16 protein-coding genes are annotated in these 17,283 nt (G+C 36.8%); 13 read left to right on the forward strand and 3 right to left on the reverse strand.

Annotation, left to right across the window (positions count from 1 at the left end):
• On the reverse strand, window positions 1-1,515 hold the full coding sequence (locus Q4489_RS13725; RefSeq protein ID WP_303481274.1) for a CYTH and CHAD domain-containing protein: 1,515 nt from the start codon (window positions 1,513-1,515) through the stop codon (window positions 1-3).
• Between the two features lie 158 nt (window positions 1,516-1,673).
• Between Q4489_RS13725 and Q4489_RS13730 the strand changes: the two genes are divergently transcribed.
• Both Q4489_RS13730 and Q4489_RS13735 read left to right on the forward strand, forming a co-directional pair.
• A complete protein-coding gene (locus tag Q4489_RS13730) occupies window positions 1,674-2,276 on the forward strand; it encodes a TIGR04211 family SH3 domain-containing protein (protein WP_303481277.1) in 603 nt (200 codons plus the stop codon).
• 74 nt (window positions 2,277-2,350) lie between these two features.
• Window positions 2,351-3,424, forward strand: a complete 1,074-nt coding sequence (locus tag Q4489_RS13735) for a CDP-glycerol glycerophosphotransferase family protein (protein WP_303481278.1) — start codon at window positions 2,351-2,353, stop codon at window positions 3,422-3,424.
• Window positions 3,425-3,440: 16 nt separating this feature from the next.
• On the opposite strand, the gene Q4489_RS13740 is transcribed toward Q4489_RS13735, so the two are convergent.
• On the reverse strand, window positions 3,441-4,892 hold the full coding sequence (locus Q4489_RS13740) for a capsule assembly Wzi family protein (RefSeq protein WP_303481280.1): 1,452 nt from the start codon (window positions 4,890-4,892) through the stop codon (window positions 3,441-3,443).
• Window positions 4,893-5,066: 174 nt separating this feature from the next.
• Here Q4489_RS13740 and Q4489_RS13745 point away from each other — a divergent pair, with 174 nt between their 5' ends.
• The 6 genes from Q4489_RS13745 (at window position 5,067) to Q4489_RS13770 (ending at window position 11,875) form a co-directional block, all read left to right on the forward strand.
• The gene (locus tag Q4489_RS13745; RefSeq protein WP_303481282.1) at window positions 5,067-5,462 is read left to right on the forward strand and encodes an adenylyltransferase/cytidyltransferase family protein; all 396 of its coding nucleotides are present in this window, start codon (window positions 5,067-5,069) and stop codon (window positions 5,460-5,462) included.
• Between the two features lie 394 nt (window positions 5,463-5,856).
• On the forward strand, window positions 5,857-7,407 hold the full coding sequence (gene leuA, locus Q4489_RS13750; protein ID WP_303481284.1) for a 2-isopropylmalate synthase: 1,551 nt from the start codon (window positions 5,857-5,859) through the stop codon (window positions 7,405-7,407).
• A 56-nt stretch (window positions 7,408-7,463) separates the two neighbouring features.
• Window positions 7,464-8,555: a 3-isopropylmalate dehydrogenase gene (gene leuB / locus Q4489_RS13755; RefSeq protein WP_303481286.1), complete on the forward strand. Its 1,092-nt coding sequence runs from the start codon at window positions 7,464-7,466 to the stop codon at window positions 8,553-8,555.
• Between the two features lie 3 nt (window positions 8,556-8,558).
• The gene (leuC, locus tag Q4489_RS13760) at window positions 8,559-9,968 is read left to right on the forward strand and encodes a 3-isopropylmalate dehydratase large subunit (protein WP_303481289.1); all 1,410 of its coding nucleotides are present in this window, start codon (window positions 8,559-8,561) and stop codon (window positions 9,966-9,968) included.
• Between the two features lie 10 nt (window positions 9,969-9,978).
• On the forward strand, window positions 9,979-10,575 hold the full coding sequence (gene leuD / locus Q4489_RS13765) for a 3-isopropylmalate dehydratase small subunit (protein ID WP_303481290.1): 597 nt from the start codon (window positions 9,979-9,981) through the stop codon (window positions 10,573-10,575).
• 76 nt (window positions 10,576-10,651) lie between these two features.
• Entirely contained in the window at window positions 10,652-11,875 is a 1,224-nt protein-coding gene (locus Q4489_RS13770) for an HD-GYP domain-containing protein (protein ID WP_303481291.1), read from the forward strand.
• Between the two features lie 39 nt (window positions 11,876-11,914).
• Here Q4489_RS13770 and Q4489_RS13775 read toward each other — a convergent pair whose 3' ends face one another.
• Window positions 11,915-13,525 (reverse strand): AAA family ATPase, encoded by a 1,611-nt coding sequence (locus Q4489_RS13775; protein ID WP_303481297.1) that lies wholly within the window; start codon window positions 13,523-13,525, stop codon window positions 11,915-11,917.
• A 143-nt stretch (window positions 13,526-13,668) separates the two neighbouring features.
• Here Q4489_RS13775 and Q4489_RS13780 point away from each other — a divergent pair, with 143 nt between their 5' ends.
• The 5 genes from Q4489_RS13780 to Q4489_RS13800 all read left to right on the forward strand — a co-directional run bounded on the left by Q4489_RS13780 (window position 13,669) and on the right by Q4489_RS13800 (window position 16,971).
• Entirely contained in the window at window positions 13,669-14,877 is a 1,209-nt protein-coding gene (locus Q4489_RS13780; protein ID WP_303481292.1) for a tRNA nucleotidyltransferase, read from the forward strand.
• A gap of 221 nt (window positions 14,878-15,098) precedes the next feature.
• On the forward strand, window positions 15,099-15,332 hold the full coding sequence (locus tag Q4489_RS13785; RefSeq protein ID WP_303481293.1) for a hypothetical protein: 234 nt from the start codon (window positions 15,099-15,101) through the stop codon (window positions 15,330-15,332).
• Between the two features lie 248 nt (window positions 15,333-15,580).
• A complete protein-coding gene (locus Q4489_RS18315) occupies window positions 15,581-16,150 on the forward strand; it encodes a cysteine peptidase family C39 domain-containing protein (protein ID WP_368389610.1) in 570 nt (189 codons plus the stop codon).
• Between the two features lie 77 nt (window positions 16,151-16,227).
• Window positions 16,228-16,395 (forward strand): hypothetical protein, encoded by a 168-nt coding sequence (locus tag Q4489_RS13795; protein ID WP_303481294.1) that lies wholly within the window; start codon window positions 16,228-16,230, stop codon window positions 16,393-16,395.
• Between the two features lie 264 nt (window positions 16,396-16,659).
• Entirely contained in the window at window positions 16,660-16,971 is a 312-nt protein-coding gene (locus Q4489_RS13800; RefSeq protein ID WP_303481295.1) for a hypothetical protein, read from the forward strand.
• Window positions 16,972-17,283 lie beyond the last annotated feature (312 nt).

Here is a 17,283-nt window from a genome sequence, read left to right on the forward strand (position 1 = left end):
TTAATTTTGCCAATAAGCAGGCAATGACAATGCAGCATCTTTAGTATGCGATAATGCAACAAGTAAGTTTTCTACTTTTCTTTGCTGCCAGGTAATGACTTTCACGACAGATTCATTGTTATCATCTGCAAGCTTTTCTAATTGCTGTTTAATAATCCATAAGCTTTGTAATTCAGCTAGCCCTTGTTGCATATCAAGCCAAGGAACTCTAAATTGATGGCGATGTTGCTGATCAAAAAGATGACCAAACCAGTTCCCCGTTAACAAACAACGATGCAGCACTTTTCGCTTTGCTAGGAATTGTTCAGCATCTGTTGGATCAATTGCTTCAATTGCATCATGGAGCTCTGTTAAACTTTTATTCATTTGTTCACGAGCAAAAAGAAGTAATGGGGGTTGTTCAACCAGTAAAAACGCCTTTGAGGGATCATCATTTAAAATAAGTTGTAATAAACGCATTTGTAATTGATTAAAGCGTTCACTGTGTAATAGTTCTGACACCATTTCAGCATCAGGAAATCTTCGCTTTTCAAGCTTAAGTTGCTCGATTAACTGCTGGCTATATTCAAGCTTTTTGCGATAATTTCCGGTTTTATTCATCACTTCTTTAAGGTAAATCGCACTATCAACCCAAGCAAACAACTGAATAAAATGACTTAATTCTCGCCTAATTTCTTTACTATGTTCAGTGATAATTTCATCGTACAGCCAAAAACCGTGTCTAATAATAGACAGTATTTCAACAAGTTGCATAAGCGCTGATAACTTTCTATTTGTCAGGTAATTTTCAGTCGCTAATTGAAGTTGTTGCAAATAATGGCTCAGTGCGGCAATAAACCATTGCTGTGTGTTATCTTGCGTATAGTCATCGCTAAAAAAAAGAGTGGCATTGTAATTGAATGGCTTATCAGCAAAAAGTCGATAACCTCTTGCAGCTTTACTATGAATGCCGGCACGCAATGAAAGTTGAGAAAATAATAATGTTGATAAGCTATATAAAGCAGATACATCACCTTCAACTAATTCAAGTTCAATTTCATTGATAGCCTCTTGTCTGCCATCAGATAGAATTTCCCCTTGATCAAACGCCATTTCAACCTTGCTGCCTTCAATTTCTACCAGCCATGTTTCACGCTGAAAATTTGTTGAAAACAAAGAAGTTAGTTCACGTTGAATAGCCTCAACATTGATATTATCAGGCCAAATATTGCTCGGGAATAATGACAAATCTGGAAAGTTATGCTCTACATTAATATTATATTCTGGACGCTGATGCAATCCGCCAAGCACTTTGCCAGATGTTTTAATTGTTTGCTCTAAATGCGTTTCATATTGGCGAATTCGCAGGCCAAAGTCCAAAGCTCTAAGCTGTAAGTCTGCAGTGTCAAAATAACAGTTATGTAGCCTTCTGATGTTATGTTGATACGAAATATTATGGTGTGTTAATAATTGCTTGATTTTTTCAGATACATCTTCACTTAAAATCAAGAATTTAAGTTCAACTTCGGTGATCATTAGTTATATTTTACAAACTCTACGGTAAAGTTGGCTTTTATTTAGTTTACCATACAAAAGCTAACGCGAGGGTGCAATATTTTTCGCTTGCTATCGTCGTGTCAAAGACCTACTATTTTCATCATCAAAGAAAGAAAAAGGTGTATTTAGGTAACTAAATGAAAATAATGACATGTCTGGTGATTGCAACGTTGTCGCTACTAGCGCCACAAGCCTTATCTGAAGAATCACAACAAGAACCGAAAGAATCAGCGTATATTATCGATGATTTATTTATTTATATGCATGCAGGTGCGGGTGCTAATTATCGTATCGTAGGTAGCGTAAATGCAGGTGATGAAATTAAACTTACCGGCAACGAGTCTAATGGATACACGGAAATCATTGATCCACGCGATAGAATTACTTGGGTAGAAAGCAAATATTTAAGTAAAACACCAGGCATGCGTGTTGCCATTGCTGAGTTAAATACGAAATTAGCCAACCAAGAAGAAAATGTAGAACAATCTGAATCAAGCTTGTCGTTGGCCAATCAGCAAATTAATCAATTAAAAGCCAATGAAAAAGCGTTAAATAAACAAATTACCACTTTAACTCGTGATTTAAAAACTGCACAGTCAAAAGTTGATAATCAAGATTTAGCGGTCAAAAAAGAATACTTTTTTAATGGCGCTATTGTCTTAGCCATTGGCCTCATCTTCGGACTTATTTTACCTAGGCTTGCTGCTAGAAAGCGCTCTAGTATGGATAATTGGAAATAAATAACCAACATTGTGGCAAATAAATGCTAACATTAGCGGAGAATTTCGCTCAAACATAACATTTATTTGCCATTATGCATCTTATTTTCGACGTACTCCATCTATATTATTTACCACAATACCTGCCTGTTTATCACCAATTAATAAAACAAAATGCTGGCCACGCGACCTTCGTATTTTACCATGGTATACATGATGAAATTATTCAGTCGATTATTGAACAAGAGCAACTCAATCATCTATGGGTTGAGAATGAAGAACAAGCTTTAGCATTTTATCAATCACAGGCTGCCGATTGGATTTTTTTTGCCAACAGCTTCTCTTATCTAGATGATGTTCATCAGATGAGCAAATCTGTACAACTTGGTCATGGAATTGGCCCAAAGTCTTGTTATTACACTTGTTCAGGTACTGCCACTACCGTTAGGTTTGTTGAGGGTGAATATCGTACTCAACGACTTAAATCGATGTACCCTGATGCTACTTTTGTTAATGTTGGTTATTGTAAATTAGACCCAATAATTAATAATGCATTGATTGACTTTGACTTGGAAGAACATCAACTTGACCCGACTAAAAAAACAATTTTATACGCACCAACTTTTTATCCTAGTAGTATTGAGTGTTTCCCAAAAGACTGGCCTAAAGCATTTGAGCAATATAATATTATCATTAAACCTCATTACTTTTCCCTCAGTAAGGAGAAATATAAGTCACAACAAGCCTTACTTCTGCATTGGCAACAGTATGACAACGTTTATTTAGCTGACGTACACGATTACTCTCTAATTCCTTTTATGGCAACCGCAGATCTATTAATTAGTGATGCTTCATCAGCCTTATTTGAATTTGCAGCCCTTAACAAACCTGTAATCTGGTGTGATTTTTTAAAGTTGCGTTGGAGTTATCGAGGCATTTTCTCCTATCGATTTAAAAAGCGGATGGATCAAGACTATGGAGAGTACGCAGATATTGCAGTGCATGCAAAAACCTATACTGAACTAGTAACACTTGTTGATGAACAAATATCATCGCCTAAACAACTAGAAAAGACACGCTTATCTTTCGCAGAGAAGTTAGCAGGTAAACTCGACGGTAAAGCAAGCGAACGTATCGTAAATTACCTAGTTGACTCTGTTAAGAAATAAACAATCTACAAACTTACTACCACATATAGGATAAACTAGTACGGATAAAGTTATCACCAAAGTTATCTTTTCCTCCAGAAACAGTCAAGCCAACAAAAGCATCATCAAATAAGTAGTTAAAGGTTAAATCAAGTTGATGTGAACGCTCATATGATTTTAATGAGCCTGCTTCGATATTAATTTGTTGGCTTCTATATTGAACAATCACACTGAGCTTTTCTCTATCGTCCCAAGTTAACTTAGTACTTATAGCTTCACCTGAAGATGGATCACCTTGTGTTTTACCATCTCCCCACCAATGTCCCATAACATTATGCTTATTTGTATAACCTTCGCCGTAAATATGATGAATGTACCAAAGTCGATGAAATTTCGCCCACTCAAGATTTAACGACATACTTTCAGTTAAATAAGGTAAAAACACACCGAAATTTCGACCAATATTCCCAAAACTAGTTTTATTAAAATCTTTAGTATCTTCACCGCCATAATCAATAAACAATGAAACTGGAAAGTCACCAAGTGAAAAGTCAAATCGGCTTGTAATAGATGCTATTTGGTTACCAACTTCCTGATCACAATCTTGAAGGCTAGTACCATCACCACCACAATTATCACTATTTACGGGATCAATTACTGCATTCCATACATCTTTAAATGCAATACTTCTTTTTCCACCACCAAACATCATGGTTCTATTGCCTCCAAGTGTCCACCAGTCAAATAGCTGAACACTCAGATGCATTGTCAGAAAACCCGGTTTACCAGAATAACGCTCTTGTTCAAATAAAATGTTATCTACGCTATTAAGTAAACCGAAAGACATTTCATATTTCAACTGCCAGTCTGTAAAAGGTGTGACATTACTTAACGTTAAAGTTAATGGCGGCTCTGCTTGAGTACTTAATAATAAGCTACTATCGTGGTGCGGTGCTAACCAATGTTCACGATAACCAAAGTCAAGCTGTAACTCATCCCAACCTAACGAAACAAATGTGTTATGTGGCACCGCACTGCCTTGAAAAAAACTACCGCCAGAGTTCACAATAAGATATGAATTATATTGATAAAAGCTTGCAAAACTAAACCGATAATTATCTGAACTGTTTTGTCCCCTTTTATTATGTAAAGCAAAAGCATCTGAATCGCCAAAGTCTTCAGATATTTCAGCAGAAAAGTGCGTAACTGCTTTTTGTTTTTTGTAGCGTTTAATATAAGTATGTAGTCGGCTATATAACATTGGGTGAGTATGTTTCACCTGTTGTAAGTAACGGTTTACAGTTACAATTTGATATGGTTTGATTAACGTAGGTAACCCTGTAACACTGACTAATCTCTCAATTTCAAGTTCAACAATAGGATCAAGCTTTAAAGGCAAGTAAGGTGAAACTCCTTTTGCATGAGCAGACATTGAAAAGAAAATAAAAAAACAGACAATTAAAAAATTACGCAAAACTACAGATTCCATACTATATGTTAGGGGCATATTTTACCTCCCTCTAAATTTATAACAATCAATATTGGAGACTTATTTAGTACATTTCTATAACGCTTTATTCTGAGGAACGTTACTATTTCATACTGTTATTTTATTCAGCTTATAATTATGTTTAAATTAACAATAAAAATAGATAGGTTTTTAATGAGAGTAATCACATTCGGTACATTTGATGTTTTTCATGTAGGTCATGTAAATATTTTAGAGCGCGCAAAACTGCATGGAAACCAGCTAATCGTTGGTGTTTCGTCTGATGAGTTAAATATGTCTAAAAAACAACGGTACCCAATTTACTCTGAAGAAGACCGTGTGCATATTATTCGATCTTTAAGCTGTGTCGATGAGGTTTTCATTGAGGAGTCTTTAGAATTAAAAGCTGAATACATTAATTATTATAATGCCGATATTCTTGTGATGGGTGATGACTGGCAAGGAAAGTTTGATCATTTAATGAATATTTGTCAGGTTGTTTACTTACCAAGAACACCGTCAGTATCAACAACTGAAATAATTGAAATTGTTAAAACTAAACGGAAGTAATCAACTTATCACTTAGATAATTAAACTTTTCACTCGCTAGTTCAAAGTTCTTATAATCAATCCTATTATATATATAGCATTTAACTATGAATAAAAATTTGACAAAATTTGAGTAAATACGCTATTAATAGCTCACTGATCTAATAAAATTACAATTTATTACTAAACGGCAATGATAAAAAAGCCGATTAGTACTAAGGCAAACATAGAAAATAATGAATTTTAACTTCAACAACACATTAAACCTCCTCCTCCTCGCATTAACGTTGCGCGGATAGCTTGTAGGTGACTGTTGAAGAATTAAATTAAACAGAAAGAATCACTAAAACCCGCGCTACTCAACGCGGGTTTTTTTATGCTCGCATGTTTAGACATACACTTTAAGGGAAAAAAAATGGATAATCAGGTCATCATATTCGATACCACCTTACGCGATGGTGAACAAGCATTAACAGCCAGTTTATCAGTACATGAAAAGCTACAAATTGCACAAGCAATAGAGCGCCTTGGTGTTGATATTATTGAAGCTGGCTTTCCCGTTTCATCACCAGGTGATTTCCACTCAGTACAACAAATTGCCAAGACCGTTAAAAACTCAGTGGTTTGCGGTTTAGCAAGAGCAGTGGAAGCTGACATACAAGCTTGCGGAGACGCATTAAGTGTTGCAGAGCAATTCCGCATTCATACATTTATTTCTACATCAGATGTGCATGTTCAACAAAAATTACGCAAAGGCTTTGATGATGTAGAAGCGATGGCAATCAATGCTGTAAAGTTTGCGCGAAAATTTACTGATGATGTTGAATTTTCTTGTGAAGATGCAGGCAGAACGCCTATTGATAATTTATGCCGTATGGTAGAAAGCGCCATTAAAGCAGGTGCCACTACCGTAAACATCCCCGATACAGTCGGTTACACGCTACCCAATGAATTTGGCGGTATTATCACCCAGTTATTTAATCGCGTGCCTAACATAGATCAAGCAGTTATTTCCGTACATTGCCACAATGATTTAGGATTAGCCGTTGCTAATTCAATCTCTGCTGTACAAGCTGGCGCAAGACAAATTGAATCAACCATCAATGGTATTGGCGAACGAGCGGGTAATTGTTCATTAGAAGAAATAGCGATGATCATGAAAACTCGACAAGATATGTTAGGCGTGCAAACGAATATCAACCATCAAGAAATCGCTCGCACATCAAAGTTAGTTAGCCAGCTTTGTAATATGCCAGTACAACCTAATAAAGCAATTGTAGGTAGCAATGCATTTAGTCATTCATCCGGAATACATCAAGATGGCATGTTAAAAGCAGCGAATACCTACGAGATCATGACGCCTGAAAGCGTTGGTATTGCGAAAACAAAATTAAACTTAACTTCACGCAGTGGTAGGCATGTTATTAAGCATCGTATGGAGAGTCTTGGATATAAAGAGTCAGATTACCAATTAGATGAGTTATATAAAGACTTTTTAGCGTTAGCTGATAAAAAAGGCCAAGTGTTTGATGATGATTTAGAAGCGTTGTTATTTAACATTCAACAACAAGATCAAAAAGATCACTACACGCTTGAATCTATCAACGTGCAGTCTGGCGGCAGAGAATATGCAACCGCAGGTATTAAATTAGTAATAGGTGAAACAAGTCAGATCACATCTGCTACAGGCAATGGTCCAGTAGATGCGTTATATCAAGCGATTAAACAATCTGTAGATGTTGATTTTGAAGTGAGTGATTATAAAATTTCAAACAAAGGCTCAGGTGAAGATGGACTAGGTCAGGCTCACTTAGTCGTTGCTTGGCAAGGCAGAAATTTTCACGGTTACGGATTAGCTACTGATGTTATAGAAGCATCAGGACAAGCATTAGTGCATTGTTTAAATAGTATTCACCGTGCGATAACCATTGCAGAAATTAAAGAGCAGAAAAAAATAAATGAATAAAATGAATGAGTGTAACTCGCTAACTCATTCAAACACATAATAAGGGCAAAAAACACATGTCAAACATTGCAGTATTAGCCGGTGATGGTATCGGCCCAGAAGTTATGCAAGAAGCGGTAAAAGTTATGTCAGCTGCCGCTAAAAAGTACAATTTTAGTTTAAATTTCGAAAACCATGATGTCGGTGGTTGTGCCATCGACAATCATGGCACCGCTCTACCTCAATCAACCATTGCTGGTTGTGAGAAGGCTGATGCCATTTTATTCGGCTCAGTTGGCGGTCCTAAATGGGAAAACCTGCCACCTACAGAACAACCTGAACGTGCATCTTTACTGGGGCTACGCGGACATTTTGGCTTGTTTTGTAATATGAGACCTGCACAATTACAACCTGCCATGTCTAATTTATCTCCTTTACGTGCAGATATATCAGCAGCTGGTTTTGATATTTTAGTAATGCGAGAGCTTACTGGCGGCATTTATTTTGGTGAGCCAAAGGGCAGAAAAAATGCTGGTACGGCCGATGAAGCAGGCTTTGATACCATGATTTATTCCAAAGCTGAAATTACTCGCATTGCAAAATTAGCTTTTGAAGCTGCACAAAAAAGAAACAACAAAGTAACCTCTATCGATAAAGCAAATGTACTTGCTACCTCCATTTTATGGCGCGAAGTGGTTAATGAAATCGCAAAAGATTACCCCGATGTAACGTTAGAGCACATGTATGTTGACAATGCAGCCATGCAATTAGTCAAAGATCCTGCGCAATTCGATGTCATGCTTTGTTCAAATTTATTCGGTGACATTTTATCGGATATTTGCGCAATGATCACAGGTTCAATGGGGCTTTTACCTTCTGCAAGCCTAAATGAACAAGGTTTTGGTATGTACGAACCCGCTGGCGGTAGTGCACCCGATATTGCAGGAAAAGGTATTGCAAACCCAATTGCTCAAATTCTTTCAGGGGCATTACTTCTGCGTTATAGCCTTAATCAAGATGAAGCTGCTACAGCGATTGAGTCTGCGGTAGCGAAGGCATTAGATAAAGGCTATTTTACCGGTGATTTATTACCTATAGAACAAATTAACAATGCAAAATCGACCCGTGAAATGGGTGATATAATCTGCAACATTATTCAGGAGAGCTAAACCATGGCGAGCACACTTTACGATAAACTATGGCAGCGCCACCTTGTTGAAGAAAAACAAGGAGAAACACCGTTACTTTATGTAGATCGTCATTTGATCCACGAGGTAACATCACCACAAGCTTTTGCTAATTTACGATTCCATAACCGAGCATTACGTTGCCCAGAGCGAACAATTGCAACGATGGATCACAATATCTCTACTCGTTCAATTGAAATTACGGCAGCAGGTGAAGGTGCTGCAAATCAGTTACGTACCTTAGAAAAAAACTGTAAAGAGTTCGGTATTGAATTATTCGGTATGGGCCATAAAAACCAAGGCATTGTACACGTGATGGGCCCAGAACTGGGTTTAACACTTCCTGGTACTGTAATTGTTTGTGGTGACTCTCACACTGCGACACATGGTGCTTTTGGTGCTTTAGCGTTTGGTATAGGTACTTCTGAAGTTGAACATGTTTTTGCCACTCAAACGTTGCGTCAAACCAAAGCAAAAACAATGAAAATTGAAGTAAAAGGCAACGTTGGCGCGGGCATAAGTGCGAAAGATATTATTTTAGCCATTATAGGTAAAACAGGTAGCGCAGGGGCAACTGGCTATGTAGTTGAATATTGTGGCGAAGCAATAGAAGCGCTTTCAATGGAAGAGCGTATGACCGTATGCAACATGAGTATTGAGTTTGGTGCTAAAGCAGGATTGATCGCTCCAGATCAAACAACTTTCGATTATGTAGAAGGCCGTGAATATGCCCCTAAAGGTGAATTATGGCAACAGGCAGTTACCGATTGGAAATCATTAAAAAGTGATGACGATGCTACATTTGACACTGTATTAACGCTAGAAGCAAAAGATATCAAAGCCCAAGTGACTTGGGGCACTACGCCAGGTCAGGTCATTGAAATTGATGCTGTAGTACCGTCTCCAAACGACTTTTCAGACCCCGTTGAACGAGACTCATGTGAAAAAGCATTAGTGTATATGGGGCTAACGGCAGGAACTAAGATAACCGATATAAAAGTAAATAACGTATTTATAGGTTCATGCACTAATTCTCGTATTGAAGATTTACGCGCAGCAGCATCAGTTGTTGAAAGATATATTGCTAAAGGTGATAAGTGTGCCAAAGAAGTCACAGCAATTGTTGTTCCTGGTTCATATCGCGTAAAAGAACAAGCAGAAAGCGAAGGTTTAGATAAAATATTCACTCAAGCAGGTTTTGAATGGCGCTTGCCTGGCTGTTCTATGTGTTTAGGCATGAATGACGACAAGCTAAATTCAGGTGATCGCTGTGCTTCAACAAGCAACAGAAACTTTGAAGGTCGTCAAGGACGGGGTAGCAGAACCCATTTAGTTAGCCCTGAAATGGCAGCCGCGGCCGCGATTGAAGGTCATTTTGTCGATTTAAACGCATAGGAGTATTCACGTGGAAAAGTTTTCAACACATACAGGTTTAGTTGCTCCGTTAGATGCAGCAAATGTAGACACCGATCAAATTATACCTAAGCAATTTTTACAAAAAACTGAACGCATTGGTTTTGGTCAGCATTTATTTCATGATTGGCGCTACCTTGATGCAGATGGGCACCAAGATAATCCTGATTTTATTTTAAATGCACCAGCCTACCAAGGTGCGAGTATTTTACTTACTAGAGAAAATTTTGGTTGTGGCTCAAGTAGAGAGCACGCACCTTGGGCAATTCAAGAGTTTGGCTTTAAGGTTATTATTGCCCCTAGCTTTGCTGATATTTTTTATGGTAACTGTATCAATATTGGTGTTCTGCCCATTATCTTGCCAGAAGATCAAATTAATACACTTTTTGCACGTACAGAAGCTGGTGAACTTACGCTAGAGGTTGATTTAATCAATAATACTGTAAAAGGAGAAGATTTTTCTTTTTCTTTTAACCTAGATAAATTCCACCAGTATTGTCTTGAAGAAGGCATAGACAGTGTTGGCTGGACACTAAACAAGCTAGATAAAATTAAAGCCTTTGAAGCCAACATGCCTGCATGGCAATAACAATTTAGCTGATTGAAAGCTTTAGTGATAACGTGTTAACTTCAAATATTCACGTTATCACTTAATTTGTTTTGTAATGACAATATCAAACTCGCAAACAATTTTAGAAAAAATCTCTTTATCCAACCTTTCCTTAGGGATGTATGTCACATCAATCATAGACAGTGACGATTTAGAAATTAAGTCAGAAGGCTATGTTTCAGATCAAGAAACAATAAACCAATTAAAAAAAGCAAACGTTTGCTACGTAATTGTTGATACTACGAAACAAAAGTCAGTTGAAAAAATTGACCGAGTATTAGGTGAAATTACAGTGACTAAACCCGTTCCCACTAAACGTTCAATACCTGAAGTTTCACTTGATCAAGAAATGCGTAAAGCCAATAAGCTCTATATGAGTGCGCGAGACTTACAAGAGAACATTTTAGCGTCAGTTAAACGAAACCGTACCCTTAATCAAGAAAACATAAGTCAAACAACCGATTCACTCGTAGATTCTGTTTTTCGTAATCAAGATGCACTGACTTGTTTAACCCGCTTACAATCTAAAGACTCTTATTTATTTGAACATTCGCTCAATGTTGCTATTTTAATGTCAGTCTTTGCTAAACATTTAGCCCTTGAAAAGCGTATTGTACAAGAACTAACGTTAGGCGCTTTTTTACACGATATTGGTAAAGTATTAATCCCAAAAGAAATACTTCATAAACGTGGCTCTTTGACTATTCAAGAAGAAAAAATAATGCGTAGTCATGTTGCACTGGGTTTAAAGCTGCTGGAAAATAGCCCTGAGATTTCTCATATCGCAATGCGAATGATACAAGAACACCATGAAAGAGCTGATGGTAGCGGTTACCCACACGGGTTAAATAGCAAAGCAACATCTAAATACGGAAAAATGATTGCGATTGTTGATAGCTACGATGCCATGACATGCGAGCGTCCATATAAGTCAGCTGTCTCACCAATTTCAGCCTTTAAAACACTTGTTGCAGAAGCGCCAACCAAGTATGACGAAGAGCTTGTCGAAAAGTTTATTCAATGCTTAGGCGTTTATCCTGTAGGCACACTGGTAAAACTTAATAGCGGGAAGTTAGGCTTGATTAGTCAGTTGAACAAGAGCAAGCCGCTACGCCCCTTTGTCAAAGTTTTTTATAATACTCGCTTAAATCAAGCTATTTCAATTGAAGAAATTGATCTTTCAAAAAGTAAATATAAAGATCAAATTGATTGTTGCATTAAACCAGAAGATTTCAATATTAATTTATTAGGCTTTTTCAAAAATGCTTTTATCGACTAATTGCCTATAGAGTATTAATCACACTAAAGCATTTTAAGATCACCAATTAGATAGCGCAGGCATGGAAAACTGTTCACCTTTAAAGTTAAGTATTACTCTTTGCGGTAAAATAGCTTCTAACAATATATTGTTAGCGATATACTCGCCTTCTTTGAAATCACTCCCATTCACCCTTACCCAACCATTACCTTCGGTTTCAAACATATGCATTTCAAAACTTAGCGGTGGTAAGGCATCTTGAAAAGTAGCAGGCATTTGATGTAAAGCAGTAACCGATGAGTAATCCACATTGTTAACCGATTGGCTGTCGATCTTATCAAGCGGCTCGTCTTCAGTTTCTTTCACCGCTTCTTTAAACAGTTCTAGTATTTCCTCAGACACTCCCTCTTCAGCTTTTAAGGTGATAGCACTTTTTTTCTGTTGTTCTTGGTAAGCTTGTGCGTTGTAACCTAAAACCAATGGTGCTGTTGTTTTTTCTTCAGTTTCAACTGATTCAATTATTTTTTCATCTGGGAGATTTTTTTTATCGACAATATCGATTGCTTGGCTAATCTCAGTTTGGTTGGCATGCCTCTCTTTTTGTTGAGGCAAGTTATTTGCTAAATGGGAACTATTTCGCGACTCTACACTATCTGTTGTTTCTTGTTTCGTGTGAGTTGCAGGTACTAGTTGATCACTTTGCCCCTGATTGGTATGTGTTGGATTAGATAATACCTGTTCATCATCATTAAAAAATTTTCCATTATCCGCAAGCCACACACCTATCAATAACGATAAAATCACAGTAACGGACATAATCGCAACTTTAACTGAAAGCGATTGCCATAATGAAGGCTGAACAGCTTCTCCTAAGGCTTCATGTGCCGCCTCTATCACGATTTTTCTATTTACAACAGCTTGATTGTCACTGTACGCCAACACTAAAGCGCGATCACATAACAAATTAACGACCCGAGGAATGCCTTGTGATATTTTATGAATAGCGGCAATTGCACCTTTATTAAATAAACTTCGAGTGCAATTCGCAACCGAAAGCCGATGTTGAATATAATTGGTCAGCTCTTGTTGTGTTAGTGGCATTAAGTGATAACGAGCGGTGATACGCTGCGCAAGTTGTCGTAAATCTCTGCGTTGCAATAATTGCTGTAACTCTGGTTGACCTATTAAAATGACCTGTAGCAACTTTTTGGTATTCGTCTCTAAGTTTGTAAGTAGCCGTAATTGCTCTAACACTTCTGCTTGTAAGTGCTGCGCTTCATCAATAATGACTAATGTGTTAATTCCCTGCTCATGATTACTGATTAATTTTTGTTGGATTTTATCGGTAAGGTACTTTAACGTTGCGCCTGTTTTTTTGTAGCGTATTTTTAAATTGTCACAAATCGTAGCAAGCAACTCTTCACATGACAGCGTGGGGTTAAGAATAAACGCAAGTTGTGTATTTTCTGGTAATTTTTCCATTACTGTTCGACTAATGGTTGTTTTGCCAGTTCCTACCTCCCCAGTAAGTAAAACAAAGCCACCATTATCTCCAAGCCCATACGTTAAGTGCGATAACGCCTCGCGATGACGATCACTTAAAAATAAATACGCGGGATCTGGGGCAATGGTAAAAGGCGCTTCACTTAATCCAAAATAGGCCGTATACATAAACATAATTTACTGGTGAAAAAGGCTAGAGCAAATTAACCCGTATCATCAACGATGTCAAAGGCCTGCATATAAGAAATAACCATGTTATGGTAGAATGATTAAAGTTAATGATCACTAAATATTGTACGATATTTCTTCTCATGAAAAACAGCAACAAAAAACTTCCTATTGAACATTACCTTGTGGGTGGTGCCGTGCGAGATCATTTGCTTGGTCGAGAGATAAAAGAACGTGATTATGTGGTAGTCGGCGCAACCGTTCAACAAATGTTATCACTTGGCTTTACCCAAGTTGGTAAAGACTTTCCTGTTTTTCTTCACCCAGAGTCTAAAGAAGAATATGCCCTGGCACGCACTGAAAAAAAACAAGGACAAGGCTATACAGGTTTTGTTTGTAATGCATCGCCAGAAGTAACTTTAGAGCAAGATCTATTGCGAAGAGATTTAACCGTTAATGCTATGGCAATGACCAATGACGGAAAAATTATTGACCCATATCAAGGTAAAAATGATCTAGATAACCGTATACTTCGTCATGTATCTAATGCCTTTGTTGAAGACCCACTTAGAGTGCTAAGAGTGGCTAGATTTGCCGCGCGATATCATTATTTAGGCTTTAAAGTTGCACCTGAAACACTTGCTTTGATGACCAATATTAGCCAGTCTAACGAGTTAGATGCATTATCTGGAGAACGCATCTGGCAAGAGTTTGCTAAATCATTATCTGAAAATAACCCTGATGTATTTATTAACGTTTTAGCGCAATGTAAAGCGCTTGAAAAAATTTGGCCTAACTTTGCCGACGCCTATGCTAAGTCGCCTTATTTACAGCCTTTAATCCAGTCAATTAACGTCACGAATAAATTATCAATTAGATTTGCCCTATTAGCACTACAACTTCGATATACAAAAAATAAACAGAAATCTCTTAACTCTATTGATTCACAGCATGAAAGTATTGCTAGTATTGAAGAAATAGCAAATACATTGCGAATTCCAAACACCATTAAATGGCTTGCGATCAAAGTGAATCGTCATCAACAACACGTTGAACAAATGCTTACTTTAACTGAAAAAAAAGTTTTATCATTACTCAATGATTTAGATGTTTGGCGAAAGCCAGATGCTTTTGAAGATTTTCTCATTGCATGCCAAGTAGCAAACCTCAATAAAAGCTGTACTTTGCAAACACAGTTTTTAAGACACGTTGTAAATGAATCAAAGAAAATTAGCGCACAAAGCTATATTAAGCAAGGTGTTCAAGGTAAGGATATTCGTTTAGCGATGGATAAAGAAAAGCTAGCCGTTATTCATCAATTACAAGAGAGATACAGCAAAGATACTCAATAATAGCTGAGGATTTATGTTGTATTTTTATTAAAAACAATATTTAACCTACTAATAAACTTATCATTTTCAATTCACAACCTTTCTGCAAGTACTAATCAAAAACATTCCTGTTAGACTTTCAATACTCTTGCTTCAAGAACATATTTGTCGCATTAAGAAGCTACTTAGCAATTCTGCTATTCCTGCATCTGTAGGAGTAAAGAATAACAGGCTAATTCAACATGGAATTAGTAAATTTAATTGAAACAAAAAGGAACTTAATTGTGCGTGAATTAAAGGTATGTGAAATGAAAGAAGTTCAAGGTGGTGGTGCTGCTGGTAGTATTGCTATGACACTCGCTGGTGGTTGGGCTGGTGCCGTAGCCGGTTTTGCAATTGGCGGGCCAATAGGTGGTCTCATTGGATATGGACTTAGTACACTTGTGGGTGTTGGTTATACTTTAGCGACTAGTTAATTTGTAAAGGGAGAACTCTCCCCTTTTATATGGTGGTATTATGGGGAATAAATATAAGAGTTTAGCCGTTTGTTATTTTGGCTCTTTGATACTTGCGTTTAGCATCTTTGTAATTATGCCTGTATTGACGTGTTCATTTTTGGGACTTAGTTTAAGTAATTTTATCGTTTCAACCTTGGTTTTAGTATCAATAATTGTAGCTAATATATTCAAAAACAAATGTTCAAAAAGGATCATGTCGTAATAAAATGACACAGTTAAATAAGTCTACTTTTTTAAATTTTACAACAGGACGTAGGGTTGAGTTAATTCTTCAATCAGAAATAGCAGAATGTGGATTAGCCTTTTTGGCAATGGTAGCAAGTTATCACGTGCATCAGCTTGATATGCCAGCTATGCGCAAACGTTTTCCTGCGAATTTAAAGGGGATGAATTTACAACAATTCGTCGAACTAGCGGATAGCTTAAGTTTAGCTAGCCGTGCACTACAATGTTCTGCTGATGAAATACATAAACAGCAAACACCGTGTATATTGCATTGGGATATGAATCACTTTGTTGTAATAACTAAAGTTTCAGGAAAGGGAAATGTTGCTAGATTTGCCCTATTAGCACTACAACTTCGATACACAAAAAATAAACAGAAATCTCTTAACTCTATTGATTCACAGCATGAAAGTATTGAGGAAATAGCAAATACGTTGCGAATTCCAAACACCATTAAATGGCTTGCCATCAAAGTGAATCGTCATCAACAACACATTGAACAAGTACTTATTTTAACTGAAAAAAAGTTTTATCATTACTCAATGATTTAGATGTTTGGCGAAAGCCAAATGCTTTTGAAGATTTTCTCATTGCATGCCAAGTAGCAAACCTCAATAAAAGCTGTACTTTGCAAACACAGTTTTTAAGACACGTTGTAAATGAATCAAAGAAAATTAGCGCACAAAGCTATATTAAGCAAGGTGTTCAAGGTAAGGATATTCGTTTAGCGATGGATAATGAAAAGCTAGCCGTTATTCATCACTTACAAGCGAGATACAGCAAAGATACTCAATAATAGCTGAGGATTTATGTTGTATTTTTATTAAAAACTATATTTAACCTACTAATAAACTTATCATTTTCAATTCACAACCTTTCTGCAAGTACTAATCAAAAACATTCCTGTTAGACTTTCAATATTCTTGCTTAAAGAACATATTTGTCGCATTAAGAAGCTACTTAGCGATTCTTCTATTCCCGCATCTGTAGGAGTAAAGAATAACAGCCATGCGAGAGTTAGCATATATTTCTTGTATGCTATTTATCGGAGGAATAGAAGATGGTTAATTTTTTTGCTCGGTATTGCTCCTTATACAAAATTTGGGATACAGACAGTATCGATAAATGGAAACGTCAAAAACAAGCGGGCATAGTTAAATTTATTTTGGTTGAAGGAGTCATAAAGTGGGGGATATTCTCGGCATTAATTTTTCTTAGCATAACTCTTACTGGAAAAGAATTTGGCTCAAAAGAAGTGGTTACAACATGTCTAATTTGGCTAGTTGCTTCAATAGTATATGGCTATTCACATTGGTACGGAACATCTTTAGCTTACACTAAACAACTTAAAGTAAGGCAGCAAATTAATTAGTTCAAGCCTTTCTTTTTTTACTCATTGTTCGTTTAAAACTTCAATTTTAAGGAGAGGAACCCCCTTAATTTGAAGAATAGTTTTCTTTAGTTGTTATGATTTTTGCTCTGATCATCAAACTTCCATGCACTAAGAAAACTAAAAGCTTTAAATATCGCTATAAGCATAAATCAAAGTGTTAGCAAATAAAGGATTTTTCTATGTACAAAGTACGCTTTTTTGGGGTAATGAAGAATGTTCTGCGCAACTAAATCAGGACACTTTTCTTAAGGAACTTTGTTCATACTCTACTGGCGACAGATCACCATTAGC

The organism is Thalassotalea sp. 1_MG-2023 (genome assembly GCF_030546745.1).
Classification (GTDB): Bacteria; Pseudomonadota; Gammaproteobacteria; order Enterobacterales; family Alteromonadaceae; genus Thalassotalea_C.